Origin of the sequence: Bacteroides sp. GD17 (genome assembly GCF_038448625.1) — a bacterium.
Classification (GTDB): Bacteria; Bacteroidota; Bacteroidia; order Bacteroidales; family Bacteroidaceae; genus Bacteroides.
Map to the genome: position 1 here is coordinate 1 of NZ_JBCEZS010000020.1, position 25791 is coordinate 25791.

Consider the following 25791-nt stretch of genomic DNA (forward strand, 5'->3'; position numbering starts at 1 on the left):
AAACAACCTCCTTCTTCCGTATTGCAGTCCCTTCCTTTTACCGTTTGTCCCGGCAGTCCGTTGCTAACCCGTTCCCCCCTGTCACAGGTGGCAGGGAGATAGGAATACGATTTTGCAAGCAAAACCGTATGGTTTGTTTTACTTTCCGTACTGCCCTTTTCCTTGTTTTCTGCCTCCCCTAATGTGCATTTTTCATAGCTCCATCTGAGACCCTTTGTTTTTGAACGGCAAATTTATTTCGGTGGATGGATACGAAAGAGTTCCGGTCTTCGCCCTTTGTACCGAAAAAAATAACGCCGGACGGCTTCGCTGTCCCCAACATTTTTTGTCGTCCAAAACTTTTCTAAATCCCTCCTTCCTTATTGATGCGTGCCGTAAAAAAAAAGCTCATAAACTCAGATGGGGCATGAAAGCTCAAAAAAAAGTCGGCAGAAAGAAAAGGCCATCCCAGAAAGGGGTTTTAAAAAAAGGTCTTTAAATCTAGCTGAAGCATAAAATTAAAAGTTTAACAAACTAAAAAAAACGAGTTATGTCACGAGTACACTATTTAGAAGGAGATTATGAACAGTTGGTTATTAATGAAACGATAGACGGTCTTTTTTCCAGTTATCGTATAGACCGCAATTCATTGCCAAAAGGATTTTTCCTTTATGAGATTAGATGGGATGACAGCTTATCTTCATTGGCAGAGATTTGCCCCTCTGTGGTGGTGAATCATGCAGGTTCGTTCATAACAAAGTCACCCCTTGAATTTGATGCGAACAATAGCATACGGATAACTTATGCCAATTTTATCGAGTTCTGCCAGTTTGGCGAGTGGGCTTATGAGAAACTGGCTGTATTGGATTGTAATTCCGGTAATGTTGCTGTGATAAGCCCAGACAGGCGATTACAGACCGCTGAAGAGATTGAGATTTTTCTGAGTGAGCATTGTGGCTATCATCTGAGTGAGATTAATTGGATGGTGATGAAAGGCGATGTGGTGTTTTTGAACGAGAACGATTTTTAATGAGTATAACCGTAACTGCCTCTTGGAATGGGGCAGTTACATAAAATATTATAAGTATGAAATGGATAGATAAGATGGTAGAACGCATTACCCGAAAAGAAACAGCTTTAAATGACCGCTTTTGTGTAAATCGGCATACGGTTGTATGTCAGAGTGGTACGACTGATTATGTTTCTGTAACGATTGATAATACCGATGGTTTTGATTTCGATTTTTGGACAAAACAACTTTGTTTTGAGAAGGACTGTAAATATCGCTCGGAGATAAAAGCGGCTTTTGATAAAATCTATGGCACAAGGAATATAGAATGTTGTGAATAATGAAATCAGAATAGTATGATACCAAAGGAGATAATGAAACTTTATGAAAAGCTTGCTTTCAGTCGGGGATATGAAGAAGCCTTTCGGGATTTTTTGGATGTTTGTCTTTACTATTTGTCTGTCGGGATGTTGGCAGAGGATTACCGTAGAGTGGAAAAAAGATATAAGCCATATGAAATGGAACTTTTTGTTCAAATGTTTTATAGGGTGTCTGAATATTCGGAAGGATTTTGCGATGTCTTGGGAGATATGTTCATGGAGTGTGTCAGTCATGGGAATAACGGACAGTTCTTTACCCCGATACACGTTGCTGATTTGATGGCATGTATGGGGGAAAATAGGCTGAAACCTAAACAGTCGGTCTGTGATTCGTGCTGTGGTTCCGGCAGGATGCTACTTTCCGCTGTAAAAAAATGTGCGGAAGAGAATGATGGAGGAAGGCTTTTTTGTTATGGCTCGGACATAGATTTGATTTGTGTAAAGATGACTGTTGTCAATCTGATGATGAATAGCGTACCCGGTGAAGTCGCATGGATGAATACATTGACAATGCAGCATTGGAGAAGTTATCATATAGATTTACAGTTGATAGCCGGAGTATGGTTACCTATTTTAAAGATAACGGAAGCAGGTGATACTTCTTTTGTTAGGAAACTTGAAAATGCAATGGAGGATAATTCTGAATTGAAGAGGTCGATTCAGAGCAACGCAAGGGCTACGCAGCTGACTTTTGATTTTTGACAAGATAAATATGTAAAAAGGATTTTGGTATGAAAGCAATAAGAACAAAAGAGGTGAATGAGAACGTCAAAGCGGCGAACAGTTGTTTGCGTAAAGCGAAACGGCAGGCTAAGGAATTGGCTGTTTTTACAGGTGAAGTAGTGCGTCTGATAGATAAGGAAGGGCATTCTCTACAAGGGTTCTTTAATCGGGTGGAGTTTGTTCTGGTGGACGGCACTATTAAATTCCGTGTAGTTATAAATCCTATTCTTGAATGTGAGAACTGTATAATGGCTTCTTGCCATGAAGACTATCTTTATGAGGTGGTCTCGGTGGAAAAGTTTACCTATAAAAATTATAGGTATCATTTGTGATGATATTGTATTTTAATGATTATAAACTGATTTATATTATAACAATGATGGGCAAAATTAATAATATTCCCGTTTTGAATGAAGATGTTATTCGTTTGGTTGTACTCAATGAGGAAATTATAGGGTATATCTATCCACGAAGGACTTCTTATGTGGTGGCATTGGAGATAAAGCCGGGACGTACTACCTCTTTGGCCACATCTGTCAATAAACAATGCATGGTTTTGTTGAGTGATAAGGTTCGTTTGGCCACGGAACAGGATTTCGATGATTTTCATATATGCTTTGATGGTTTCAGAAATAACACTATGTATTGTTATAATCAGGGAACGGAACCTATATACCTTCAATGAAATACATTCTCCCTTCTTTTGGATTAGGGAAGGGAGAGCATTTCGCTGTCCGCTACTTTTTGGCAAGCGCCCCAAAAAAAGTAGCAAAAAACGCTTGGAGTTACTGGTAATCCCATTAATTTGCGTTCACGCAGATTTTTTCCCACCCTCCCCTTCATCGGAATGGCTGTCCTCATTCCCGGCTTGCCCGTAGTCATCCGCTATGCGGCTGATTATGGGTAAACCAGAAAAGAGAAGTTCCAAACGTGGGCGGGATTGCAATGGTCATCATCCGGAGCTTCGGCAGTGCCGAAACAACCTCCTTCTTCCGTATTGCAGTCCCTTCCTTTTACCGTTTGTCCCGGCAGTCCGTTGCTAACCCGTTCCCCCCTGTCACAGGTGGCAGGGAGATAGGAATACGGTTTTGCAGGCAAAACCGTATGGTTTGTTTTACTTTCCGTACTGCCCTTTTCCTTGTTTTCTGCCTCCCCTAATGTGCGTTTTTCATAGCTCCATCTGGGACCCTTTGTTTTTGAACGGCAAATTTATGTCGGTGGATGGATACGAAAGAGTTCTGGTCTTCGCCCTTTGTCCTGAAAAAATAACGCCGGACGGCTTCGCTGTCCCCAACATTTTTTGTCGTCCAAAACTTTTCTCAATCCCTCCTTCCTTCTTGTTGTGTGCCGTAAAAAAAGGCTCATAAACTCAGATGGGGCATGAAAGCTCAAAAAAAAAGTCGGCAGAAAGAAAAGGCCATCCCGGAAAGGGGTTTTAAAAAAAGGTCTTTAAATCTAGCTGAAGCATAAGTTTAATTTTAATAGATAAAAGACTATGGCACATCAGAGTAAATATCCTAGTTTAGACAGACAATGACATAAGATGATGTTTTCTTTTTTTGAATATCTTCCTATGCAATATCGGCAGGCAACGGAAAGAGAATGGCAAATTCGTAAGATGATATGGAGTTTTAAGGATGGAAAATCTTATTTGAATGTAGCTTGGATGATAGCGAATAAGTTACATCAAGTTTTTGGTGATGATGTTAAGAATATTGTTTTTGCTTGTGTCCCGGCTTCTTCCGCTGATAAGAATGAACTTCGTTATAAGGGGTTTGCTTCGGCTGTGTGTAAGTTTTCAGGTGCTATCAATGCGTATGAACATATACGTGTCAGTGGAGATCGTTTGGCTATTCATGAGAAATTTGATAGCAAGTCGCTTCAAAAAGTACAAGTGATAGAATTTGACAAGGACTTTTTTCGGGGTAAGAAAATCTTGGTATTTGACGATATTTTAACGAAAGGGTTTTCGTATGCTCGTTTCGCATGTCAGTTGGAAAAAATAGGAGGTGAGGTTTTGGGAGGTTTCTTTTTAGGTAAAACAGTTGTCCGTATGTTATAAGATGAAAGAAAAAGAGAGTTATATAGAGAAGCAGAAGGGTATCTTTGGAGATACTACTTGGTTCACTTATCGTTATGAGGTGAATGGAATGGTGTATGAAACTTCGGCAGGTTCGTTGGATATATGTAGAAAGGCACGTGATAAATGGATGAAAATGATGTCCGTTGCTTTTACCGGTCATAGAACGATACGAACAAATAAATATGCTTTGTCCGTATCGTTGAATGAAGAGGTACGTTTCTGCTATGAGAATGGAATCCGTTTTTTCTATATTGGTTGTGCGGTTGGATTTGACATGATGGCTGCTCATACCATACTTGAACAAAGGAAACAATATCCCGATATGGTTTTGGTGGCGGTTGTTCCTTATGTCGGGCAAGATGTGTATTTCAACAAAGAGGACAAACAGAGGTATGCTGATATTTTGCGCCAAGCCGACAAGGTGGTAGTTCTATCCGAATATTATTATGCTCAATGCTATGCCCACCGTAATGATTACATGATTTCACACGCCTGTAGGCTGATTGCTTATTGGGATGGAAAATCTGCCGGAGGAACTTCTTATACGTTTAACAAGGCACAAAAAAAGAAATTGGTGATACACAATCTGTTTTGATTCAGATTGTATATCACTGTTCTCCAGCGGTATGATCAAACGTGGCGATGTCATACCGTCTGGTTGCTGTAAGTGCTAATATTTCCGGTGCAAAAGAGAGAGACACAATAAATATGAAAAGCAGTGATAGATGAATTTTACTTAATGTGATTGTGTGAAATCCAGAAATGGGGAAGGCAAAGGAGAGAGGCATATCCGGTCTGCTTTCGGAGTTTCGGCCACGCCGAAACAACTTCTTTCCGGCGGCTATGCCACTCTCCTTTTATTTGCCCGGCAGTCTGTTGCTTACCCATATGCCCCAGCCTTTTAGGGCTGTAGATAGGTAGTCGGATATTTCGCCACCAGATTGGCAGTCCGCTTCAATCGTTTGCTTTTCTCCGAGTGGATGCCTTTCTGTTTTTCCGGTAGTATAATCTTCTTTTTCCGGAAACAGTTGTAGTGGCTGTGTGCCTGTATGGTTATGTTCTCCCCACAGAATCCGTAAGTCTGTTCTTCCGTAGTAGGTTTTTGTTTTATCGAGGAGCCACTTCTTCCGATACGTGGAATATTGTATGCTTCATTCTTCGGCTTCATTTTTTTAAAAGGAATTGCAGAGGTTTCTTCCGGTGTGTCGATAGGCGGCAGACCATATTTTCGGAATGTGCCATGCTTTCTGTCTGACCGGTTGTTTTTTTGCATCCTTTCCAAACCTGTTGCTGATTTTCAAGTTTTGTCTTTTTCATATCATTTTTTAGTGAAGTCAAATCATTTTCCGTTGCAAATATAGATTGTTGCTAACCCCGGTTACGGGGATAAGGGGGCGATTCACAAACACCACGTTGTTATTCGGCTGAAATCTTCCTTTTTTTGCCCTGCACAAAAAGCGTATTTAACCCGAATTATTTGCTGCCATCTTCACCAATAAAAAAGTTACAAATCTTCCTTTTTCCGGCTAGCATAAAAAGCGTATTTATATCTTTTTTCATGGTGTCCCCCAAAGCCAACAATCAGTTATTGCACTGTAAAATTGATTAATTAACTTCTAAAAAATCAGAGATATGAAAAAGATTGAAAATTCATTCGCAGTAACAGGTTTTATCGGTAAGGATGCAGAAATCCGTAGTTTTGAAACAGCAAGCGTAGCACGCTTTTCTATCGCGGTCAGCCGTGCAGACAAGACAGGTGAAGAAACCTCTTATGTTTCCGCTTTCATGGGGATTGAAGCCTGGAGAAAGAATGAAGCACTGGATTCCTTCGATGTATTGAAAAAAGGTGAGCTGATAACCGTTGAAGGCTACTTTAAGCCGGAAGAATGGACGGATTCTAAAAGTGGAGAGAAGCGTAACCGCATTGTGATGGTAGCCACCAAGTTTTATCCGGCTCCGGAAAAAGAAGAAGAAAAACCGGATCAGCCTAAACAGAAGGCTGTCTCTAAAAAGAAAAAAGCAAGCAAATAATTGAAGCGGCCTTGTGCCGCTTTTTTTTTGCTATATATCCGAGAGCGTTTTTGCGTTCACGCAGTATTCTTTCCCACCCTCCCCTTTATTTGAATGACTGTTCTCTTTTCTGGTTTACCCGTAGTCATCCGCTATGCGGCTGATTATGGGTAAACCAGAAAAGAGAAGTTCCAAACGTGGGCGGGATTGCAATGGTCATCATCCGGAGCTTCGGCATTGCCGAAACAACCTCCTTCTTTCGTATTGCAGTCCCTTCCTTTTACCGTTTGTCCCGGCAGTCCGTTGCTAACCCGTTCCCCCCTGCCACTTGTGGCAGGGAGATAGGAATACGGTTTTGCAAGNTCGTATTGCAGTCCCTTCCTTTTACCGTTTGTCCCGGCAGTCCGTTGCTAACCCGTTCCCCCCTGCCACTTGTGGCAGGGAGATAGGAATACGGTTTTGCAAGCAAAACCGTATGGTTTGTTTTACTTTCCGTACTGCCCTTTTCCTTGTTTTCTGCCTCCCTTAATGTGCGTTTTTCATAGCTCCATCTGAGACCCTTTGTTTTTGAACGGCAAATTTATTTCGGTGGATGGATACGAAAGAGTTCCGGTCTTCGCCCTTTGTACCGAAAAAAATAACGCCGGACGGCTTCGCTGTCCCCAACATTTTTTGTCGTCCGAAACTTTTCTAAATCCCTCCTTCCTTATTGATGCGTGCCGTAAAAAAAGGCTCATAAACTCAGATGGGGCATGAAAGCTCAAAAAAAAGTCGGCAGAAAGAAAAGGCCATCCCAGAAAGGGGTTTTAAAAAAAGGTCTTTAAATCTAGCTGAAGCATAAAATTAGAAGTTTAACAAACTAATTAACAGAAGTATATGCAAATCATTCAATTTGTTTTTTCGGTCATCATCGCTCTTTGTGCAGTGGCTATGTTTGTCGGAGCGGTAATAACGCTAAGTCCGATAAAGGTTGTGTCGGTTACGTTGTTGGCTCTTATTTGCCTATTCTCCTTGTTTCTCGTGAAATTGGCTTATTGTGAAATGAAATCTAAAAATGATATACTATGAAAGTGTCAGAACAATTTAAAAGTACCATCAAGGCATACCTTGATAATATGGCAGCGGTGGATAGTCTGTTTGCTCCAGTCTATCAAAAACCTACAAAGAATATAGATAATTGCATTACCTATATTTTAAACCAAGTGAAGAAAAGCGGTTGCTGTGGTTTTAGTGATGATGAAATTTTTGGTATGGCGTTGCACTATTATCAGGAAGATAATATTGAGGTGGGTAGCCCATTGAAATGTAATGTAGTCGTAAATCATCATGTTGAATTGTCAGAGGAAGAAAAGAAAGCGGCTCGTGAGGCTGCTATCAAAAAATTGCAGGAGGAAGAATTGGCAAAGTTGAAGAAGCGTCAACAAGCCAAACGTGAGAACAACACCGAAGTACAAACCCAGTTAACTCTTTTTTGATATGAAACCCAAGACAAAATTACAAATGGAAATCGTGAATGGGAGCAGGAAGTTAGCTCCCGTTTCAGAGGCCCAAAAGCGTTATGCCTATAAACATTGCTTTGTGCATTATTTCAAGCGTGATGCAAAGGGGAATTGCTTTTGTTTGGATTGTGGGCATACATGGCGGGATAAGGAAGATAAGAAAAACTGTAAATGTCCTCATTGCGGTATGAATCTGAAATTGGAGAATAGCAGGAAAAGGACGGCTATATATAAAGAATATTTTTGTGTGATTACTACATACAAGCAATATCAAGTTATCCGTTTTTTTATGGTGGACTGCCGACTGAAAAAAGGGTCTCCGGCTAATTACTTTATAATTGAGGCGGTACAGTGTTGGATGAATAAAGAGGGCAAGACAGAAACGCTGTCTTTGCTGCGGGGCATGTCTATATTTTATTACGATGCATGGATATATGGAAGTTCTTTGGAATTGCGTAAGCGGAATGTGCATCATGACCGTATTTATGATATTTGTCCGGCAGTTATCTATCCGAGAATGAAAGTGATACCCGAACTTACGAGGAATGGATTTAAGGGTGTCTTTTATGATATTTGTCCGAGTTCCTTCTTTATGACATTATTAACTGATAATCGGATGGAGATATTATATAAGGCAGGGCAAATGAATTTGTTCTTGAGATTTTTAGAGAGAAAATACGGTATGGATAAGTATTGGACGTATGTAAAAATCTGTTTAAGACATGACTATGTGATACATGATGCGGACTTGTGGCTGGACTATGTGGATATGCTGATAGAAAATAAATTGGATGCGAGAAATCCTCATTATTTGTGTCCGTTGAATGTAGAAGAAGCGCATGATTGGGTGATGGGGAAATGTAAGAAGAAATATTCTGAAAAGGATGAAAAAGACTATATTGCTGCCAAATCACGTTTCTTTAATCTTTCGTTTGCGGATGGAAATATTATGGTTCGGGTATTGGAAAGCCTTTCGGACTTTTACAAAGAGGGAAAGTTGTTGCATCATTGTGTATTCAGCAACGCCTATTATAAGAGAGAAGATTCGTTGATAATGTCGGCAACGGTGGATGGAAGGCGCATGGAAACGGTGGAGTTTTCACTTAGCAGGATGGAGGTGTGCCAGTGTCGTGGAAAGTCTAACCAATTATCAGCCTATCATGACCGGATTCTGAATTTGGTACGGGATAATATACCATTGATAAGGGAAAGGATGGTAGTGTAATGAATAGCCCACACATCTAAATGTGTGGGAGTTCTTTTTTGGAATACGCCCAAAAAAGAACCCCAAAAAACGTTGTCGCTACACATCGTTACGCTCGGATTATTTGCTTGCCGGCTTTAGTTTGCCGATACATTTTTCCATGTCGGGAGACAATAGGAAAGAAGCCGTCTTTTTCTGCTGCACCCCTGAGTGTGGCTGGACGATGGCATACCTGCATTTTAATATCTTGCCGATAACTTCCGTACTGTCACGGTGCAGGTACATGGCTTTCATGGCATCCGTTGCTTTCAGGCTTTTTTCGGCTTCCATATAGGCGGAAAAGGACGGTTTGAATAAGGCACGGGGGCTTTCCGCTTTCTGTATGACAGCGGATAATTGTGCGCTTTTGTTGTTCAGGTAGCGCAGGCTGTCCGATACGGTGACGTCTTCTGTTTCCAACACTTCCAGTAGTTCGAACTTTAAATCCGTCCAGATGCCGTGAGAATCTGTCTGAACCCATTCCGCAATGGCCTTCTCATAGCCGGGTTTGCTGCATGAGGAAAAGGTAATGAGCAGCATACAAAAAAATAAATGCTTGATATTCATATTGATCTGATTTTATAGGTTGTCGTATTATGTGATGGAGCAAATCTATGAGGTTACTGGCCGTCCTCCGTGGAGGAACAGATGCCACACGAGATTTTCAGATCATCGTTCCAATCCTTGTTTTCCGAAAGTTCGACGTTCTTCAGTTCCCGTACCTTGTTGCGGAGTTCATCGTTACTCAGGCTCTCGACATCAGTCGTATCGCCATGAAAGTAACGATGCAGCCATAGGGTGTACTTGTGCCCTTGTTTGTCGTTGTCAAAGATGCTCCGGAGCTCCTTTACCTGGTTCTTGTCAAGAATCAGGCGTAATAGCCTCATTTGTCCTTCCGTGAATGTCCCTTCCGTAGATACATATACAAGATTGAGGTCGCTCCCGGAATGGCGTAATTGATAGTGGGAGATACAGTCTATAAATGACTCCCCGATGTAGAGGATGTCTATCGGGCGGCTTTTGTCATGGTTGCTGGTTGCCAGACAGTCGAACTTGCCACCGATAATCCCTTTGAATGTTTCATTTCGTTGAGAAATGGCTTGCACACCGTTTTCATTGTACATCTTGATGCACACGTTGCGGTAAACACTCCCTTTGTTCTTTACCTCACGAATAAATAAAGTGTCTTTGAAGAACCGGCTTTCAATGCTTTCTTTCAGGATACCTCTTTTTTGGAGATAATTGCCCTTGTAGGGTTGTAGCTGGCTCAAGTAGAATTGAAGTTCGTCCGCTCTCATGCTTGTGTTACCTACTTCATATCGGCTTTTTTCGGGTGTCGTGATGCGGTTGGTGTTGATGTAGTTCTGAAGGATCTCCCCCACCTCGCGCAAGGTCGGCATTTTTCCGGTTGTTTCAAATAGATGTTCCTGCATCAGATCCATGATACTGCGGCCACGCACGCTGTCGCTATGCACGTCCCAATAAGTATATTGGTTCTGCGAGTTCCGCTTGATGACGATGGTATGCGTTCCGTTGCTCATTTTGGGACAGGAGTTGGAAGAGCCTTCCACGATTTTCCATCCCAGCTCCAGCAGGAAATCGGGCAGAGAAATGGTTGTTTTTATCTGATTGAAATCGACTTTCATACGATTGATGGTTAGATGGTTTCTATAATATCTTCTGGAAGAAAGTACCGGATTGATTCCTGATGTTCTGGTTCTTGCTTTAGAAAAAGGACGAGATGTACTTCTTGACCGTCTTTGATAAACGGAAGATGGGCAGCTTTTTCTGATAGAGTCCGGGCTAATCGTTGAGCATCTTCTTTGTTCGTCCATTTACATTCTCCAATGAGTATATGTTTCTTGTCGAATGATTCTGCAACAACATCCAATTCTATCATTGTCCCCTCTTTGTTGCCTTCAGGAAATATTTTTCCCCACCATCTGGAGGCGATATTATAGACAATACCGTCAATCTCGTTGCCACTTATATATTGTCGGCAAAGATGCTCCCAACAGTCACCTACATGTTGGGTAAATTGTGCGTTAATGAGGTGCATGACGGTATCGATACGCCTTAATTCCAAGATAGAACGGTGTGGAGCGATGAAACGATAATAGAACTGTAACATATTGTCATTGATGCGATAGATACCTTTTTTACTCTTTTTCTCACTTTCGCCGAAAGGTATCTCACGTCTTATATAACCTAATTCTCGTAGTTTACTCAGAGGCTCGGATATCTGAGTTGCTTCTTTTCCCGCTCTTGATGCAATTTCAGTTATGCGGTTGACCCCATTTCCGATGATGGAAAGGATGGTGGAGGTTTGTATTGTATCTCGTAAATCGTCCCGAAGAAGTCGTTGCGGTTCTTCGGCCAATATGCCTTTGGTATCTAAAGCCAATTCCCGTATGGCAGTGTCCATATCTGGATAATCTGCACGTAACTCCCAGTAACGAGGAATGCCACCCCAGATGGAATATTCTTCTACTGCGGCAATTGTGTTTACATTTAAAGCTTGGCCGATGTAGGACACAGGAATTGGAGGCAGTTTGATAATTTCATCTGCCAATCCGTATAGAGGCTCTCTTTTGTCCAATACATATCCTTGCATGAGTTGTTGCGATGATCCGCAAATAATCAGGTCATATTTGAGCGTCTTTCCATTAAGCAACTTCTGGATAACAGAAGGTAATGAAGCACAACTTTTAACCATATAAGGAAATTCGTCCAGACAAACGGTTATACGTTCAGATAGCCTGTCGTTTAGTTCCAATAGTAGTGTTTCCCAATCAGGATAAACGACCTTATCAAATCGAGGTATGCTGTAGGCGATAGCTTTGGCAAACAAGGCTCGTTGGTTGGCCTCATTCGTTTGGTCACTCAGAAAATATACATCCTTGTCTTGCATGATCTCTTTAATGAGCGTGGATTTACCGATACGTCTTCTGCCGTATATGACAAGAAACTGGGGTGTTGTTCTTAAAAGAGCATTGCGCAATCTCTTCAAAGAATCCTGTCTGTCTATAAATTGGTTGAACTTCATCTGTGTTAGTTTTATATTATAAGTGAGAAAGATTATCTTTCACAAAGATAATAAAATCCGTTCAAGTGTAAAAGAGAAAATACCTGATTTTTGAATATGGTTGCTTTTTATTTTATGGTACTGTAAACCAAATCAACAGTAGTGCCTATACCGGGAACGGCCTCTAACTGTTTACTCTGGTTGAACACGCTTTCACCGTCTTTCTTTATTTGCAGGGTGATGGTTGCGTTCTCTTTTGAATAGAGGATGCCTTGCACGGTAATTTGGCTGACCGGCTTTTCCGTACTGTATTCCACTTTATCGGTGAAGGTCTCATCTACGGAAAATGCGGAGGTGCCGGTGCGTTCGTTCCTGAATTTCACGCCGTCAAGATTATATATATGTACACTGCCTTTGGGTGAGGTGCCGGTTACGGCTACGGTGATGTGATACATACCGGCTTTGTCTGTTTCCGGTTGGATTTCCTCTCTGTTGCATGAAGCCGCCAATAAGCAGGCTGCCACTAATAATGAATGGATTTTTCTCATGGTAGGATTCTTTTGTTGAATGTTATCGGATGATTTTTTGTTCTGTCTTATGTGTCCCGGCTGCCGGAACTGCTGACTTTTCTTTTAATTTGTCCTCTATCTTTTTAAGGATAGCGTTGACATCTTCAATGATTTTAATGTAGTTCTGCTGGATAATCTCTTCCAGGATTTCCAGTTCCATCTCTTCTTTGCCGTTGCCTAGTCTGACCGGCAAGGAGAAACGGGGTATCTCCTTCTCTTCAAAACGGCACATATCCATCTGCACGTTGAAGAATGGCGGCTTGCCTCCGGCAATCTTGCCGATGAAGTGCCCGGCTGCTTGCCCGGCAATGTCCCTTGCCTTTAAGACCTTTTCTTTTTGCAGGCTTTCCGTTACGCTGCCGCTTCCACTTGTCTGGTGGGAATAGGATTCCTGTGCCTCTTTTTTCTCGCCAAGCAGGTTCTCAATGTCCTTGGCCGTCTTCTCGTTTCCGGTCATGCCGTAGGCTTGTGTTCCGCAAGAGGCTTTCAGGATGTTGGCACTCTTCTCTCCATAGTCCCTGACCGCTTGGTTGAAGTCCTGGACGGCAAGGATGGTGGCGACATTGTGTTTTCGGGCGGTACCGATGAAGGTGTCGATGCCTTGTAACAGGATGGTCGGAAATTCATCTACCATGAATACGCTGGTTGCTTTGCCGGGATTGTTCATCTGCGACATCAGTACGCTGCCGATGCAGGAAATGGCGGGAGATACGGCCTCCTTGATGGTGGGCGCATTGCCTACGCATAACAGCGTTGGGTGTTCCTTGTTGGTTATATCCAAAGAGAACTCTTCTTCGGGAAGTGGTGACAACACCCAGAAGATGTATTTGTTGTTCAGGAGTACCAGCGGAGTCTGTGCGGATGATACGGCTCCGGCTGTCTGCTGTTGTGCGCCCAACTTCCAGGCAGTCAGCATCGAGGACATGTTCAATGCGATTTCAGGATCTTCCGACAGCCAATGGAATACCAGGTTGCTGTCCGAAAGGGCAAGGGCTATCACATGGGGCAACGTACAGATGCCAAGCTCCCTCTCCTTGAAACATTTGTAGGCGATTGAATAGACGTAGTTAATGGCATTGTTGGCCCAAAAGTCTGTTTTTTCTTTCCAACTGGCTTCCAGATTTTTCATCAGCGTGATGATGATGTTACGGATGAATAGCGATTCGTTGCCCTTTGACATATATTTCGGAGAGAGTACGTTTACCCTGACCGTGCGTGACATATCCACGAAATTGATATAGGCGAAACGGGGTGTCTCCACTCCTTTAGCCCGGAAGTATTCAATGCTTCCGTAGGCGATACGTGAGAGGATGGGTGACTTGTCCTTGGTGGGATCACCCTCCCAGTCGTACACGAATCCGGCATAGTTGCGCTCGGCGCACTGGTAGATGATTCCCTTGATCCAGCTTTCCGATTTACCGCTTCCCGGACCGCCGTCAATATAGACATTCTGCTGCGGCTTATGGATGACCAACGGCCCGGAGGTGGTCTCAAAGCGGAAGTAGAAAGCTGATTCTTCCCGGCTTAACCCGAAAATGCTGTCATCGGATTGGGCATGGCGCCGGATGAAATAAGGCAGAGTCTTGATGACAAGCAGCGTGTACGCCACAAACACAGTAGGAAACACAAATAGGTTATACCACGCTGATAACCGGCTGAATCCGATAACCAGCATGGATGCCGAAACCAATGTCATACTGGTGTAAACCCATTTCTTGTTTTCGTCTTTCACCTTGCCTACCGGGAAGAGAAAAGCAAGACCGCCGATCAGGATGACGTAGAGAAACCGGAATAGGGCATCCTTTTCCATCAGCCTTTCCCACATGGCCGGATTACGTAGTGGAGCGTATAATCCCGTAACGATAGCCCACTGAAACAGTACGGCTGTCCCGATGAGCGTGGATAGCAGGATCAGGATGAATGACAGGTCTTTCTTTTCTCTTTCCATGGCCGTTGCAATTATTGGGGTTGTCCGGTTGCCGTTCCGTCACCGTTCTCTTTTTTCTCAGCCTTTCCCAGTAGCTCAATGCGTGAGACGGTCAGGCTGACGGATGGGATGTGGCTACCGTCATCCTTCTGGAATACATCGGCATACACATCGCCGCAGACATATACCTGTGTCCCTTTTTTCAGATACTCAAAGACCTTACTCTCGTAATTTACGAAGCAGCATACCCATAGGGTCTGTTCCTCGTTGTTCACGTTCTTGTACTTGGTGGATACATGGAAGTTGAATCCTTTTCCGTTCTTGTTCTGCCGGGCATCCGCACCGACATAACCGATAATTTGTCCTGTAAACATAATGATGGTTTTTAAAAGTTTATAATCCGAGCTGTGGCTCATTCGTATTTTTCATGGCCGGTTCCGCTTCCATGACAGGCAGCGAAATGCCGAAAGTGCCGTATAGTGTTTCAAGGTTGCTTGCCGTGGGATGGTTGGCGGCGAGGTTTTCCAATTGTCGGGATGAAGGAATAAAACCTTCATTCTTCATCTGCTCCAATACCGGACGGTTGTCTTGCAGGACGGCCAGCGTAAACCGTTCCTCCGGTGTGAGGTACTGTTCCATCCGTGAGGCGTGTTCCTGAATCATATTACTGGCTTTGCCTACATCGGCAAGGATGTTATAGATGAATTTGGGATCTTCTTTCAAGGCTCCCAGCCAGTTCTTTAGATACATGGCATTCTCTTCCCGGATATAGGTGGATATGCCCAGGCTTTGCCCGACGGTAGCGGAGGTGAGTTCGGCAACCAGTTCCTCTTTGGCATATTGCTTGTCTCCGAAAATCACGCCTTTTTCCCGGTTCAGATGCTCAGGCTCCCCAGTCGAGTGCGCCATCTCATGAAGTAGTGTGGAGTAGAAATTCTCTCCGTCCTTAAACTGCCCCTTCAGGGGTACGACGATATGGTTATCTTCTCCCCTTGCATGGTAAGCACTATTTCCTTCCTTGGAATAAATGGGGCAGATCCATTGCTGTTCCCGTACCATCGCATCAATCAGAGGCACGGTGAGCATCCCTTGCTCGTCCTTGATGGCCGGTATCTTGAATTGCTCCTTCAATGCTTCCCATTTCTCCGGTTTCGTTTCCTGAAGATTGGTCTGCTGTACGTTGAACACATTGTATGTCTTCAGAAACGGCGTGACCTTATATTCCTGCTGCTCGTTTTTATCCAGGTTCTTATATACGTCGAAAGGTATTTTCTTTCCGTTCTTGTCTCTTACTGAGAAATTCCAGTAAATGACCGGGAATGACTTTTCTCCTTTCAGTATGTTAAGGCCGCTGTCTTTGGCTTGCATGAAGGTCATATAGACCGGCAGGCTGTACTGCTCTTTTTCCGAAAGTAGAAACAACATGAAGGAATTTACTCCGTTGTAGGTTCTTCCCTCGATATTTTGCGGAAGTCCCCCACCCTTTATCCCGAACCAAGGCTTCTGCCAGTTGTCTTCCACCTGCTTTATCTTTTCGATCATCAGTTCGGCGAAACGCTGTAATGCTTTGTCACTTGCTGTATCCATGATTTATTGGTATAGATTTCTGTTCTCGTAATCAAGCAGCCATTCTCTGGCCGTTTGGTTGTTTATCTCTTGCTGCTTGGCAGCCATCTCTTCTTGATAGGCTTGTGCAAGCTCTTCCTGTGCAAGTAGAAACTCTAAGTCACAGATTTCTCCTGCAATGTTTTTCTGTACTAATTCATCGTAATCCATAATTCCTGATTTTTTAGGTTATAAGTCATTGAAAGCCCGGTTGATGGTGCTGGCTATCGGACGGGCCATTTCCTTGCTGTTGTCGGGTTTGGGTGTGCTGGCCAGTTTGACATCTCCCAGTGTCTTTGTGCTGCCTTCCATCCCGAAAATCTTTTGTACGGCTATCAGCGTGTTGGCTTGCACACCCGTTTCACGCATCCGGGTAAGGTCTTGTTGGGTGAGCCGGTACCCTTCTTTCTGTATCTCTTGGATGACATGAAAGTTGTCGGTCTGTGCGGCATCCAACAGACGTGCGGCCTGCCTTTCATGTTCGCCCTGTTCTTCCGGCTTGGTGCCGAACAGCTGGATGACTTCATGGGTTTGCCTTTCATCCAGACCGTGTTCCTTACCGATTCCTTTGATAAACTCTTCACTGGGTTTATATCCTTCCTCTTTGAGCTTCCCGATTTTTTCAAAGTCATGTTTGCCCACCGCTTCCTTAAACTCGGCTTCCATATTGCGCCCCTCTTCGTGTTTTTGCTCTTTTGCAGCCTCTATGTTGGCCGCATGGGCTTCCAGTTTGGGGGTCATGGCCTTGATCAGCTCTTGTGCCTTGCCGGGAGTGATACTCTGTATGTTCTGTATCATGACTCCTTTCCTGTCATCCGTCAGTTGGATGTCGGCAATGAAGTAGCCTTCCGGACTGTGCAGCAGCTTGTTCTCCAGTGCATGGCCGTTGGCGAGCAGGTATTTGTCGGCTTTGGTTAACTTGTAGCCGCCATATTCGCTGGTCTGCCCGATGATATCGGGAATCTTGATTTCCTGGTTGGTGCGCAGGATGACGGAGTTCAGATCCCGGTCAACTTGCAGCAGGATGTCCTTCTTATTTACGGTGATGGGTACGATGTCACCGGCAAGCAGCTGTTCTTTCTCTTTCTTGCCCAACTTCTTTCCCAGCACCTTGTCCGGGATAACCAACGCCTCTTTGCGGTAGAATACGGAGATTCCGTCATCGTTTAAACGGAGCTTCCCCGGTTTGCCGTGTATCTCCATCAAATCAGACATGATACCCTTTTCCAGCTTGGTGCCTTTCCCGTCGAGGATGTTCCCTTGCTTGTAGGCGTATTCATAGAGCGACTGTCCGGTGTAGCATACCTTCAGGCGATGGTCGATGACGGTAAAGCCGTCCTTGTCATGTCCCTTCAGGTTCTCCCACCGCTTGATGCTGATGCCCTCCTTCTCCAGCTCGGCGACATATTTAGGATCATTGGCACGTTCCTTGTTAAAAAGGGCGGATACACGTTCTTTTGATTGGTCACGAAGGCTTTCATCGTACTTTGCTCCGGCTTTTTCCCTGATTTCGCTTACGCTCATGCTCAGCTCTTCCCCGTCTTTGCGGAACCGGAAATATCCGTCCCGGTATTCGGTCTGATAGCCCAGTGATTCGGCGATGCCGCCGAACTGTCCCACGTTGTCGAACATATAGGTGTCTAATGCTTCTCTCAGTTTCATGGCTGTGGCTTGTATAAGGGTTCTGCGGAAAGGATGTATTCGTTCAACACGGCCAGCTTGATGTGCCGCCCGCCGTTTCGCTCGTAAATCTCGATCTCGAATACCTTATCATCGGGTATCGTGAATTTGTCGAAACCAAGTATCAGCCGGTTCCGGCTCTTGCCCTTGATTTTCGTATCAAAATCTTTCTGATAAATAGGTTCGATGGTCGTTTCTTGCTGGATGGCGTTCTTGCTCTTCTTCTGGTCACGCTGGAAACATTTGACAAACTCGATGTCGTAGTCGATGTATGATTTGTTTTTCAGGTCAAAGATGAAAAACATGAAGTCCTCATGCACATACAGATTGGCCATTGACAACTCAAACTTGTTCTCGATGACCCCCAGGCTGTAGATGTTGCGCTTCTTGGTGCGCAGCTCTTGGATGCATCTTTCCATTTCCTCGCTGTTCACATCCACATGGGCGGTATATTTGCGCTGGTCATCGAAATTGTAGGTGAATACGGAGGTATTGCCCCGTTTGATGGTGATGTGGTAAGTGTTCATGGCCTTATCCACCACAAACAGGTTGGAATATGCCACGGCATCTTTGGCGGTTGATACTTTCAACTGGTTGTTGTAGGCGGCCAGAGTGAAGGACACCTCGTTGCCGGGCGTTCCGTAAGCGATGTCCTCCGGAAAGAAGAACTCGGCCAGATGGAGGTCGCTGACTTCTGCCTGATAGTCATGGTGCTGCCATTTCCCGTTGTCCTCGTAAATGTTCGGGTGCGAATCCGTGCCGCTTTCGGGAAGGTAGCGGATGTGATAGGTGTAAACGCTTCCGTCGATGCAGACTACGGTCAGGTTGGTCTCTTCGGTGAATCCTTCCGCTTGCGCCGAGAGCCTGACGATATGGGGCGCCTCTTCTACCCGGCTGGCCATGACAAGCTCCTGTTCGCCGATGGCGATATCAGATACTTGCACAGGGAATACCAGGTGTTTCACACAGTCGAAAGAGATAAAGATGTCTTTTTGGCTGATGGCTTGTTGCCGGGGAGTGCCGTTTTCCTGAGCGAAGAGCGGCAGACTGCACACAAAGCAGTAAAACAGTAGATAAATATATTTCTTCATGTTGTCGATATGTTAAACGGTTCTTGAAAAAAAGGCGGTGAATACGGTAATGCCCCATAGAAGAAGCAGGGTAATGCCGAAAGAAACGGTCAGCGGACGGATTTCTTTAAAGGCTCGTCCGTTCCGGCGTGATACGTAGATCCGATAGCCGAAAAAGACCGCTGACAGCGCAAGCAGGTAATTGAGAATGTCTATCATAATTTGTCTATCAATGTTTGAAGGGGATGATTTTTCTTGTTCGTTTTCTCTTGTTCCATTTGCTCATAGAGCTTCTGTAACTCCGCTTGCACGGCTTGCCTGCGCAACTTCGATTCCTGACTCTCTTCCTGGATATACATTTCGTAGTTGGACTTGAGATGTACCTTCACTTGTGAGAGGCTCATGTTCAAGATTTGCTTGGCTACCTGGGTGGTGGCGTTGACTACGCTGGTCACTTCGCTGGCCATCGTGCCGATGGAAGAGAGCGGCATGTCGATGTTCTGTACAAGACCTTGTTCCATACGCTTGGCTGCACTGGCTTTCAGGTTATTGGGCAGGTTCAAACCTTCCATGGCATCATTGTCGAAGACAACCACCGATACGGGATTGAGGTTGTCTCCTACCTTCAGGTTGCTGACCACCACATCGAGGCGGTTGGCTCCCAAAGTGGCGACACCGTAAAACAGCGTGTTGGCCGGTATCTTCATGCCGGATAGGGTTACGTCCTGAAGCAACCGCATCCGTACCGTACTGCCCGTGACTACGGTCTGGTCGCCGTGGATGCAAGCCCTGAAGAGGTTGCTGTTTCCCGGTGTGGAGGTCGGTTGGCGGCGTACCCGCTTGCCGTTTTCGGCACGGTAGATCGGGCCTTTTTGCATCAGGCTGTCGGCGGATGGATGGCCGGAAGGGTTGGCAGCGGCTTTCTCCGTTTTTCCCTCTTGGTCATAATTGACAATCCGTTCATACATGCGCTTGCGGTATTTGTCGGATTCTTCCAGTTCCTTGCGGATGCGTGAGTTCTTCTTGGCTTCCCGGATAATCTCGTTGAGCGCCTGCTCGTCCTCCAGTCCGTCCAGTTGGCTTTCCAGCTGATGAGAGAAGCGTCCGTTCCGGCCACCTCCGTATTCTGCCATGACTTCGCTGTACGGATCGTTCTGCATACGGCGGATGCGCTCCAGTGTGGCACGGTCATACCGTTCCTGCTGGTTTTGCAGCTCGAAGTAAAAATCAGATCCTTTGACTTGAGACTCTTTCAGGATGCGTGCCTTCTCCTGCTCTTCCAGTTTGTCCTGCTTATAGGCTTCCATCTTGTCGTTCACCTTGTCGGCCATTTCCGACTGTGGTTCCAGAAAGGCTTGCGAGGCGGTCTGTCTGTCACTCCCTGACGGCACGTTCCCGTCCTCACGGATGAAGAATACATAAAGGAAGAGGATGCCCAGGATTACCGGGATGGCCATCAACAGCTTGTTCTTGTCTTTGATAAGTTTATTCGGTTCCATGGTCGGTTGGTTTAGAGGTTTCTGACTGGTTTTCATTCTTGCCCGGAGAAGCTGCCTGCGATGTGTTGGCGCCGTTGCTTTCCACGGGTTCGGAATAGCGGACAATCCAATCTTCTATCTTGGCTCCGTGCGCATTTTCCTCGCTGCGGGACAGCATATCATAGATGGTGAACTCCGCTTCGATATTACGTGAGATGCTTCCCCGTGCCCGGTACCCGGTCTGCGTGAAGATTATCTTTCCGGAAACGGGTATCGTTTGGGTGTTAATCTCTACATCCTTGATGCGTACCCCGTAACGGATATTCTTTTGTATGAGTGAGTTCAGCATATTCACATCGTTGTACTCGTTCAACAGCTCCTTCCCCTTGTTGCCTATGAGGTTGAGCGCAAGCGAAATGTTCTTCTCGTAGCTGCTTTCGTCAAAGGCATACCAGTGGGTTACGAAGGTCTTTACATGGTTCATGTATTCGTATTGCCGCATATCGCTGGCAGACAGGCTGCTTGCCTCATAGACTTCTCCCTGCCTGTCGATGACGAGAGCCTGGCCGTATGCTTTTTCTATTTTGTTGATAAGGAAGATGATACTGCTGGCAAAAGCGATAGTCAGGATGATGCAGTACCCGGCTGAAAGCCGGATAGTCAGCTTGACCGCATCATCTGCTCCTTTGAATTTCATCAGATTCATAGTTCTATTTTTTATTGTTGTCGTTTATGAAACTTGCCCCGATAGAGGCGGCACCGCCTACGTTGGTCAGCTTGCCGCCTGCCGCTGCGCCTCCCATCAGGGCGATGGTGGCCGCCGTGGTGACGATTGACACGGTTTTCGAAATGATTTTCCCGGCATCGCTGTGTCCTACGATTTTGGAGGATAGCCAGAAACAGCTGCAATAAGCACCGATTAAGGCGAGATCCATTCCTAAATATTGTATCTGCTGCGTAGCTGCGTCTACCATGTCGGCACTTTCCGTATAGATGGCCTTGAAGGTCTGCCACATGATTTGATTCAGGATATTGATGACGGTGAATACCATACAGGCGGAGCAGAGCGTACCGAACCAGATACTCAACTGTTTCTGAAAGACCGGCAGCATGCTTACGGCAAAGACAAACGGGCCGAGAATGACCAATAGCTTGACAATGACCACGCCGATACCCAAGATGACTACTTGTATGATTCCTACCAATAGGGCGGAAATGCCATGAAGTACAAGGGTGGCGAGGTTGGCGGGGTTGAGCAGCTGCACAATCTTCTCCACGCTGGAGCGTACACCGGTCATTTCGTCCTCTTCCATCTTTTTATCCAGTTCGTGCTGCATGGCGCCGGTGTTGTCTTCTCCGGCTGCTACCTCCGACTGGAGGCTGTGTTTGTCGTATTCGACAATCATCTCTCCTTGTTCGGTGGCTGATTGTGCCATGAACTGGGCAAATTCCTGCGCACGCTCGGAGGTCAGCGAGGTGGCTTCGTTGATTACTTCCATCGTGCCTACGATGGTTTGGGCGATGGGGGTGTACATGCTTAGGCAGAAGAACAGTACCAGGCAACGGGCGATTTCCATCATGTCGGGAAATTTGTCCTCATTCGGGCTTAACAGCTGGCTGGCTCCGTGATAGAGATAGTTGTATGCCAGGTTGCAGATAAAGCAGATGACACCAACACCGAAGGCGATGACCGTCATTTGCGAAACGAGTTCCATCGTCAGACCGTCCGTGATCTGAAGTCCCCAGAGAAAATTATCTTGATTCATAACGTTTAATTGGTGTGTCGTGTGAAAGCGGCCAACCGTCCCTGGTAATAGGTCTTCCGGTTATGCCCCTTCATGGATTTGTAAATGACCGTGGAACGCACGGATTCGTTAAACTCACGCATCTCTTCGGCGGCTTTTTCCACCGATTCCTTCACCTGCTCGATAAAGGACATGCGCCCTTCCGAGTTCATTGAGAAGTAACTGGTCACGGTGGCCACCTTGAACAGCAGGTCGGTACTCAGGCTCAGATTGACGGTCACACGCTGAAAGTTGAGAAATTTCAGGCAGTGGTAATTCGATCCTACGTTCAGGTAAAAGCTGTAGTCGCTGCTCAGGCAGGCTACGTCGTCCAGCAGGTCGGCAAGCTCTTTCAGTGATTTGAGTTCCTTCAACTGGTCGATCTTTTGCAGGCCGAGCCGCAGTTCCTGGGCATCGATCATTTCATTGATTTGTGTAACCCATTTCTTGACATTGGCGATCCATTCCGTTGAGTTCAGCAGGGTGTGGCCGGGATCATGCACGACGAACTGGGCATGAACACTGCCGGTTCCCGTCAGCCCCATCGAGGCGGCAAGTCCGAGTATGAGAATGATTCTTTTCATGACGGTTATTTGTTGGTGATGAATAATAAGGTGAATATGGCACATACCAGCCAGGCTGTCAGATAGCTCTTGGCATTTTCCTTTTTCGTGGCGAGTGCCCATACCACGAAAATGAGCGCAACGCCCAAAAGTGCGGCGGCAATGCTTCCGGCAAGATTGTATGCACTGCCGTTGAAGTCGGTTGACCAGCTTAGAAGGGCGGTCAGCCCTTGGGTGGCGTCATCCATACTTTTTCCTCCTTTCCTCCAGATAGCGGTTGATGGCCGTATAGGTCGAGCCGCTTTCGTTGAACAACTGCTTCAGCCGTACTACCGTCGCCTGGCGCGAATCGAAGGCTACGGCGGCGAAGTCGGACACTTCGTTGCGGAAGATGAAGGCATCGTTCGACATCTTGATGAAAAACTCTCTCCAGCGTTCCGTGCGTTGCAACGACTCGATCATATAGGCCTCTTCGTCCGTGATGGAAAGCACGGCTTTCACTTCCGGCAGGTTCTGCCGGTGTTCCGAATGGTCGAGGATAATCTTGGTCGCGCAGTTGATGATGATGGAGTCCTTGATACTGGACGGCATGTTTTTCAAAAACAGGATGTTCTGTGCGGCCAGCGTGATGCTTCCCTCCTTTTTACGGAAGGTACGGTACAGGTAGGCGATGAAGTCTCCGAATTTCTCGTCTTGCAGGAAGTCGAGCGCTTCGTCGATGATCAGTTCTTTGGCAAATCCCTGGCGTTTCTTGATTTTATCCACGATCATTTGCAGGGTGATGATGGCAACGAGCGGAAAGTACTCTTTCTTAGAGGCATCTTCCATATCGAAGGCTATCAGCCGGTCATGCACGATATCCACGTTCTCGGTGGCGTTCAGCAGGAATGACAGCTCTCCGTCTGTATAGGGTTCCAGCAAAAGCAACAGCTCCTCTATCTCGAATTTCTGTTTCTCAAACTCGGTCATCCGTTTGCTGAACACTTCCTTCAGATAAGCCCGGTAAGTTATCAGCGTCGGGAAGATACGCTCATGCTTCTCTCCTATTGAAGAGTTGTTCACATAGTCATAAAATCCGATGACGGATTTCCTGAGAATGGCGTTCTCGGCAGGCAGCATGGGTTCACGTACCTTCCAAATGTAGCTGATAATGGCGACGATGGTTTTTATCTGGTCATCGGCGGACTCGGCATCCGTGGTGTCGATGTACAGGTATTTGCCGTTCTTGTCACGGTCACACAAGAAGGGGTTGAACGCAAATTTCTTCTGCTCGGTAGAGTCGAAGTATTTGCCCCGGTTCAAGGCTATCATCGAGCGGTAAGAGCCGCCGATGTCGATGATCATCATATCCCGGCCCAGCTCATAGCTTTGCAGGATGTAATTGTTCAGCCAGAAAGACTTACCGGAACCGGACGGGCCGATAACGATGCGGTTCTTGTTGTTCAGCGCCGGATAATCCCAGAGGTTTATCTTGGCGGGAGTACCGAAACGGTCATGGTAGATATGCCCTTTCTCGTCCGAAAGGTACATCCCCTCTTTTTGCAGATAGCAGATGGCCTGCTTGGTCGTGTTGACGAAGCCCCGGTAATTGGCCCTGGCATTGCCGGGTATGTTGCAGAAGAACAGGTTGCACAGCTCGGCGTTCTCCACATAGCACGAACTTTGGTTCATAAAGCTGAAGCCTTGCTGTACCAGTGCGGTTTTCCGCATGAGCGAGGTGCGGTCTGTATCGTTCAGCACGACATTGAAGGCGGTATAGGCGGTCTGGTAGTCGAACTGGGTAATCTCATCGCAGAAGGCTGCCTGCTCGCGTTGCTTCTCTGCCGCCGGAGGGTAGAAGTTGGTGATGTAGTTCAGCGCGTCTTTCTCCGCACCGATGGCCGTTACGGTGGCATCTGGATCGGTTATCTCTATCACGATGTTTACGATGTGGTTGAACGGCAGGCCAAGTCCTACGGGGTACAGCATCGAGCATTTGCTCCGTATGCTGTCCGGTATCTCTATGTTTCCCCCGTATGCCTTCGACTTGCCGGTGTGCGGCACGGCCAGTTCCTGAAGATGCTCGCCTTCGTTGGTCAGCGAAAGGATGGAAACGTGCTGCTGCCCTATTTTCATGCTTCCGCTTTCACTGACGGCCATAGGGTTGACGCTCTTCTGCGTGGCATCGTTTTCCGGTGTCTCGTAAGAGAGGTTGACGTAGTCGTAGATGGCGTTGTTCAGTTCCGTATCATCCATCTTGCGTATCTCAAACTGCTGGATGGACGACAAACCGTTCTCAAAGTTCATCAGAAAGGCTTCCATTTCTGTCAGCCGTTGCTGATATTCCTTATAAGGTTGCTTGAACGGGTAGTGCAGCTTTCGCATCAGCGAGGTGCCCGATGCGCTTTTGCGTATCTTACCGTTTCGGCTGCCGTTCGTGAACGTCACATACAGGTTGGTGTAGCTGTTCAGTATCTCCTTGCCGTTGAAATGACGGTTGTTCTCCGCTATCAGGGCATTGGAAGAGTATTCTGCATGATGGTATCGCCCCGTATAGTAGAAATTCTGCTGATGGATGACCGTGCCTGCCGGAAGCATCTTCAAAAGAGCCTCCAACCGCTCGTGGATGTATTGCGCCTCGCTTTCCGACAAGGTGAACACTTCGGGCAGAAGCAGCCGGTAGCCGACGGTGATGTCACCGTTCCCGTTGATGACGGCGTTCTCCGTGATGGTCTGGATAGGCAAGACACTTTCCAGATCCACGGATTTGTCCTTCACCTCTATCTCTGTCTGCCGGATATACAGCAGAGCAATCAGCAGGCACAGCGCACAGATTAGCAGTGATATGAGTATGATGATTCCTATCATGGTTGCTGTTTTAGGATGAATTTGAAAATCTGCCGTTTGTCCGTTATCTGCCGGGGGGTGGCGTTCTTGATCCGGAGGCCGGTCAGGTAGTCCGGGTTACCGGCCTTGTGTTCCTTTTTCAAGGTTTGGAACAGCAGACCGGATAGAAACAGAATGGCGGAAATGATTCCGATGATGAGTATCGGGTGCAGCTGCTTAAATATGCTCACGATGATGATGATGGCCGTCAGCAGCATGAAGATGGCGAACTGTCCCGATGACAGACCGAAGAACTTGATCGGCTTGTTGATTTTACGCATGGTTCTCATGGCTCTTCG

General features: G+C 46.0%; 31 protein-coding genes. 9 read left to right on the forward strand and 22 right to left on the reverse strand.

The genetic code is table 11. The annotated features are described in order from the left end of the window. Window positions 1-529 precede the first annotated feature (529 nt). The 4 genes from AAE250_RS21660 to AAE250_RS21675 are packed head-to-tail and all read left to right on the forward strand — an operon-like array spanning window position 530 to window position 2423. The gene (locus tag AAE250_RS21660) at window positions 530-1009 is read left to right on the forward strand and encodes an LPD28 domain-containing protein (RefSeq protein ID WP_008771448.1); all 480 of its coding nucleotides are present in this window, start codon (window positions 530-532) and stop codon (window positions 1007-1009) included. A 56-nt stretch (window positions 1010-1065) separates the two neighbouring features. After that, on the forward strand, window positions 1066-1329 hold the full coding sequence (locus AAE250_RS21665; protein ID WP_008771447.1) for a hypothetical protein: 264 nt from the start codon (window positions 1066-1068) through the stop codon (window positions 1327-1329). 33 nt (window positions 1330-1362) lie between these two features. Beyond that, a complete protein-coding gene (locus AAE250_RS21670) occupies window positions 1363-2070 on the forward strand; it encodes an N-6 DNA methylase (protein WP_229106192.1) in 708 nt (235 codons plus the stop codon). 29 nt (window positions 2071-2099) lie between these two features. After that, window positions 2100-2423 (forward strand): hypothetical protein, encoded by a 324-nt coding sequence (locus tag AAE250_RS21675; RefSeq protein WP_008771445.1) that lies wholly within the window; start codon window positions 2100-2102, stop codon window positions 2421-2423. 565 nt (window positions 2424-2988) lie between these two features. On the opposite strand, the gene AAE250_RS21680 is transcribed toward AAE250_RS21675, so the two are convergent. Then, on the reverse strand, window positions 2989-3189 hold the full coding sequence (locus AAE250_RS21680) for a hypothetical protein (RefSeq protein WP_342289434.1): 201 nt from the start codon (window positions 3187-3189) through the stop codon (window positions 2989-2991). A 445-nt stretch (window positions 3190-3634) separates the two neighbouring features. Here AAE250_RS21680 and AAE250_RS21685 point away from each other — a divergent pair, with 445 nt between their 5' ends. Further along, window positions 3635-4153, forward strand: a complete 519-nt coding sequence (locus tag AAE250_RS21685; protein WP_008777454.1) for a phosphoribosyltransferase — start codon at window positions 3635-3637, stop codon at window positions 4151-4153. A 1-nt stretch (window position 4154) separates the two neighbouring features. After that, on the forward strand, window positions 4155-4769 hold the full coding sequence (locus AAE250_RS21690; RefSeq protein ID WP_008771441.1) for an SLOG family protein: 615 nt from the start codon (window positions 4155-4157) through the stop codon (window positions 4767-4769). A 306-nt stretch (window positions 4770-5075) separates the two neighbouring features. Here AAE250_RS21690 and AAE250_RS21695 read toward each other — a convergent pair whose 3' ends face one another. Next, window positions 5076-5342, reverse strand: a complete 267-nt coding sequence (locus AAE250_RS21695) for a hypothetical protein (protein ID WP_229035966.1) — start codon at window positions 5340-5342, stop codon at window positions 5076-5078. Beyond that, entirely contained in the window at window positions 5339-5491 is a 153-nt protein-coding gene (locus AAE250_RS21700) for a hypothetical protein (RefSeq protein WP_229106191.1), read from the reverse strand. Before AAE250_RS21700 ends, AAE250_RS21695 begins: the two co-directional genes overlap by 4 nt. 315 nt (window positions 5492-5806) lie before the next feature. Here AAE250_RS21700 and AAE250_RS21705 point away from each other — a divergent pair, with 315 nt between their 5' ends. Continuing rightward, window positions 5807-6205 carry a single-stranded DNA-binding protein gene (locus AAE250_RS21705; RefSeq protein ID WP_005868746.1) on the forward strand — a complete coding sequence of 133 codons (399 nt, stop codon included), beginning with the start codon at window positions 5807-5809 and terminating at the stop codon, window positions 6203-6205. Window positions 6206-6348: 143 nt separating this feature from the next. Here the strand turns inward: AAE250_RS21705 and AAE250_RS21710 are convergent, their stop codons facing one another. After that, a complete protein-coding gene (locus AAE250_RS21710; protein WP_342289437.1) occupies window positions 6349-6558 on the reverse strand; it encodes a hypothetical protein in 210 nt (69 codons plus the stop codon). Between the two features lie 690 nt (window positions 6559-7248). Here AAE250_RS21710 and AAE250_RS21715 point away from each other — a divergent pair. Together AAE250_RS21715 and AAE250_RS21720 are read left to right on the forward strand one after the other, a co-directional pair. After that, window positions 7249-7659, forward strand: a complete 411-nt coding sequence (locus AAE250_RS21715) for a PcfK-like family protein (protein WP_005868911.1) — start codon at window positions 7249-7251, stop codon at window positions 7657-7659. A 271-nt stretch (window positions 7660-7930) separates the two neighbouring features. Continuing rightward, window positions 7931-8908, forward strand: a complete 978-nt coding sequence (locus AAE250_RS21720; RefSeq protein ID WP_259340452.1) for a PcfJ domain-containing protein — start codon at window positions 7931-7933, stop codon at window positions 8906-8908. Between the two features lie 99 nt (window positions 8909-9007). On the opposite strand, the gene AAE250_RS21725 is transcribed toward AAE250_RS21720, so the two are convergent. From AAE250_RS21725 to AAE250_RS21810, 18 genes are all read right to left on the reverse strand, one after another. Further along, entirely contained in the window at window positions 9008-9493 is a 486-nt protein-coding gene (locus AAE250_RS21725) for a hypothetical protein (protein WP_118470926.1), read from the reverse strand. 53 nt (window positions 9494-9546) lie between these two features. Continuing rightward, complete coding sequence (locus AAE250_RS21730) at window positions 9547-10572, reverse strand: toprim domain-containing protein (RefSeq protein WP_008771433.1); 1026 nt, start codon at window positions 10570-10572, stop codon at window positions 9547-9549. 11 nt (window positions 10573-10583) lie between these two features. Further along, window positions 10584-11972: an ATP-binding protein gene (locus tag AAE250_RS21735; protein ID WP_008771432.1), complete on the reverse strand. Its 1389-nt coding sequence runs from the start codon at window positions 11970-11972 to the stop codon at window positions 10584-10586. A gap of 107 nt (window positions 11973-12079) precedes the next feature. Beyond that, window positions 12080-12499, reverse strand: a complete 420-nt coding sequence (locus tag AAE250_RS21740; protein WP_118470925.1) for a hypothetical protein — start codon at window positions 12497-12499, stop codon at window positions 12080-12082. 22 nt (window positions 12500-12521) lie between these two features. Beyond that, on the reverse strand, window positions 12522-14468 hold the full coding sequence (locus AAE250_RS21745) for a type IV secretory system conjugative DNA transfer family protein (protein WP_008771430.1): 1947 nt from the start codon (window positions 14466-14468) through the stop codon (window positions 12522-12524). An 11-nt stretch (window positions 14469-14479) separates the two neighbouring features. After that, on the reverse strand, window positions 14480-14863 hold the full coding sequence (locus tag AAE250_RS21750; RefSeq protein ID WP_008771429.1) for a single-stranded DNA-binding protein: 384 nt from the start codon (window positions 14861-14863) through the stop codon (window positions 14480-14482). After that, the gene (locus tag AAE250_RS21755) at window positions 14841-16034 is read right to left on the reverse strand and encodes an ArdC family protein (protein WP_008771428.1); all 1194 of its coding nucleotides are present in this window, start codon (window positions 16032-16034) and stop codon (window positions 14841-14843) included. Before AAE250_RS21755 ends, AAE250_RS21750 begins: the two co-directional genes overlap by 23 nt. Before the next feature lie 3 nt (window positions 16035-16037). Then, window positions 16038-16223, reverse strand: coding sequence for a hypothetical protein (locus AAE250_RS21760; protein ID WP_008771427.1), 186 nt, complete (start codon window positions 16221-16223; stop codon window positions 16038-16040). Between the two features lie 18 nt (window positions 16224-16241). Further along, entirely contained in the window at window positions 16242-17714 is a 1473-nt protein-coding gene (locus AAE250_RS21765) for a DUF3945 domain-containing protein (protein ID WP_008771426.1), read from the reverse strand. Further along, window positions 17711-18823, reverse strand: coding sequence for a DUF4138 domain-containing protein (locus AAE250_RS21770; protein WP_008771425.1), 1113 nt, complete (start codon window positions 18821-18823; stop codon window positions 17711-17713). Before AAE250_RS21770 ends, AAE250_RS21765 begins: the two co-directional genes overlap by 4 nt. A 12-nt stretch (window positions 18824-18835) precedes the next feature. After that, on the reverse strand, window positions 18836-19021 hold the full coding sequence (locus AAE250_RS21775; RefSeq protein WP_007564699.1) for a hypothetical protein: 186 nt from the start codon (window positions 19019-19021) through the stop codon (window positions 18836-18838). After that, window positions 19018-20301, reverse strand: coding sequence for a conjugative transposon protein TraM (traM, locus tag AAE250_RS21780; protein ID WP_008771424.1), 1284 nt, complete (start codon window positions 20299-20301; stop codon window positions 19018-19020). The genes AAE250_RS21775 and traM overlap by 4 nt, the downstream gene beginning before the upstream one ends. Then, entirely contained in the window at window positions 20288-20986 is a 699-nt protein-coding gene (locus AAE250_RS21785; RefSeq protein ID WP_008771423.1) for a hypothetical protein, read from the reverse strand. The genes traM and AAE250_RS21785 overlap by 14 nt, the downstream gene beginning before the upstream one ends. Window positions 20987-20990: 4 nt before the next feature. Continuing rightward, window positions 20991-22046 (reverse strand): hypothetical protein, encoded by a 1056-nt coding sequence (locus tag AAE250_RS21790; protein WP_008771422.1) that lies wholly within the window; start codon window positions 22044-22046, stop codon window positions 20991-20993. A 5-nt stretch (window positions 22047-22051) separates the two neighbouring features. Further along, window positions 22052-22648, reverse strand: coding sequence for a hypothetical protein (locus AAE250_RS21795; RefSeq protein WP_008771421.1), 597 nt, complete (start codon window positions 22646-22648; stop codon window positions 22052-22054). Window positions 22649-22653: 5 nt separating this feature from the next. Beyond that, window positions 22654-22875 carry a hypothetical protein gene (locus tag AAE250_RS21800; RefSeq protein ID WP_008771420.1) on the reverse strand — a complete coding sequence of 74 codons (222 nt, stop codon included), beginning with the start codon at window positions 22873-22875 and terminating at the stop codon, window positions 22654-22656. Then, entirely contained in the window at window positions 22868-25474 is a 2607-nt protein-coding gene (locus AAE250_RS21805; protein ID WP_008771419.1) for a TraG family conjugative transposon ATPase, read from the reverse strand. Before AAE250_RS21805 ends, AAE250_RS21800 begins: the two co-directional genes overlap by 8 nt. Beyond that, a complete protein-coding gene (locus tag AAE250_RS21810) occupies window positions 25471-25782 on the reverse strand; it encodes a hypothetical protein (protein ID WP_005868885.1) in 312 nt (103 codons plus the stop codon). The genes AAE250_RS21805 and AAE250_RS21810 overlap by 4 nt, the downstream gene beginning before the upstream one ends. Window positions 25783-25791 lie beyond the last annotated feature (9 nt).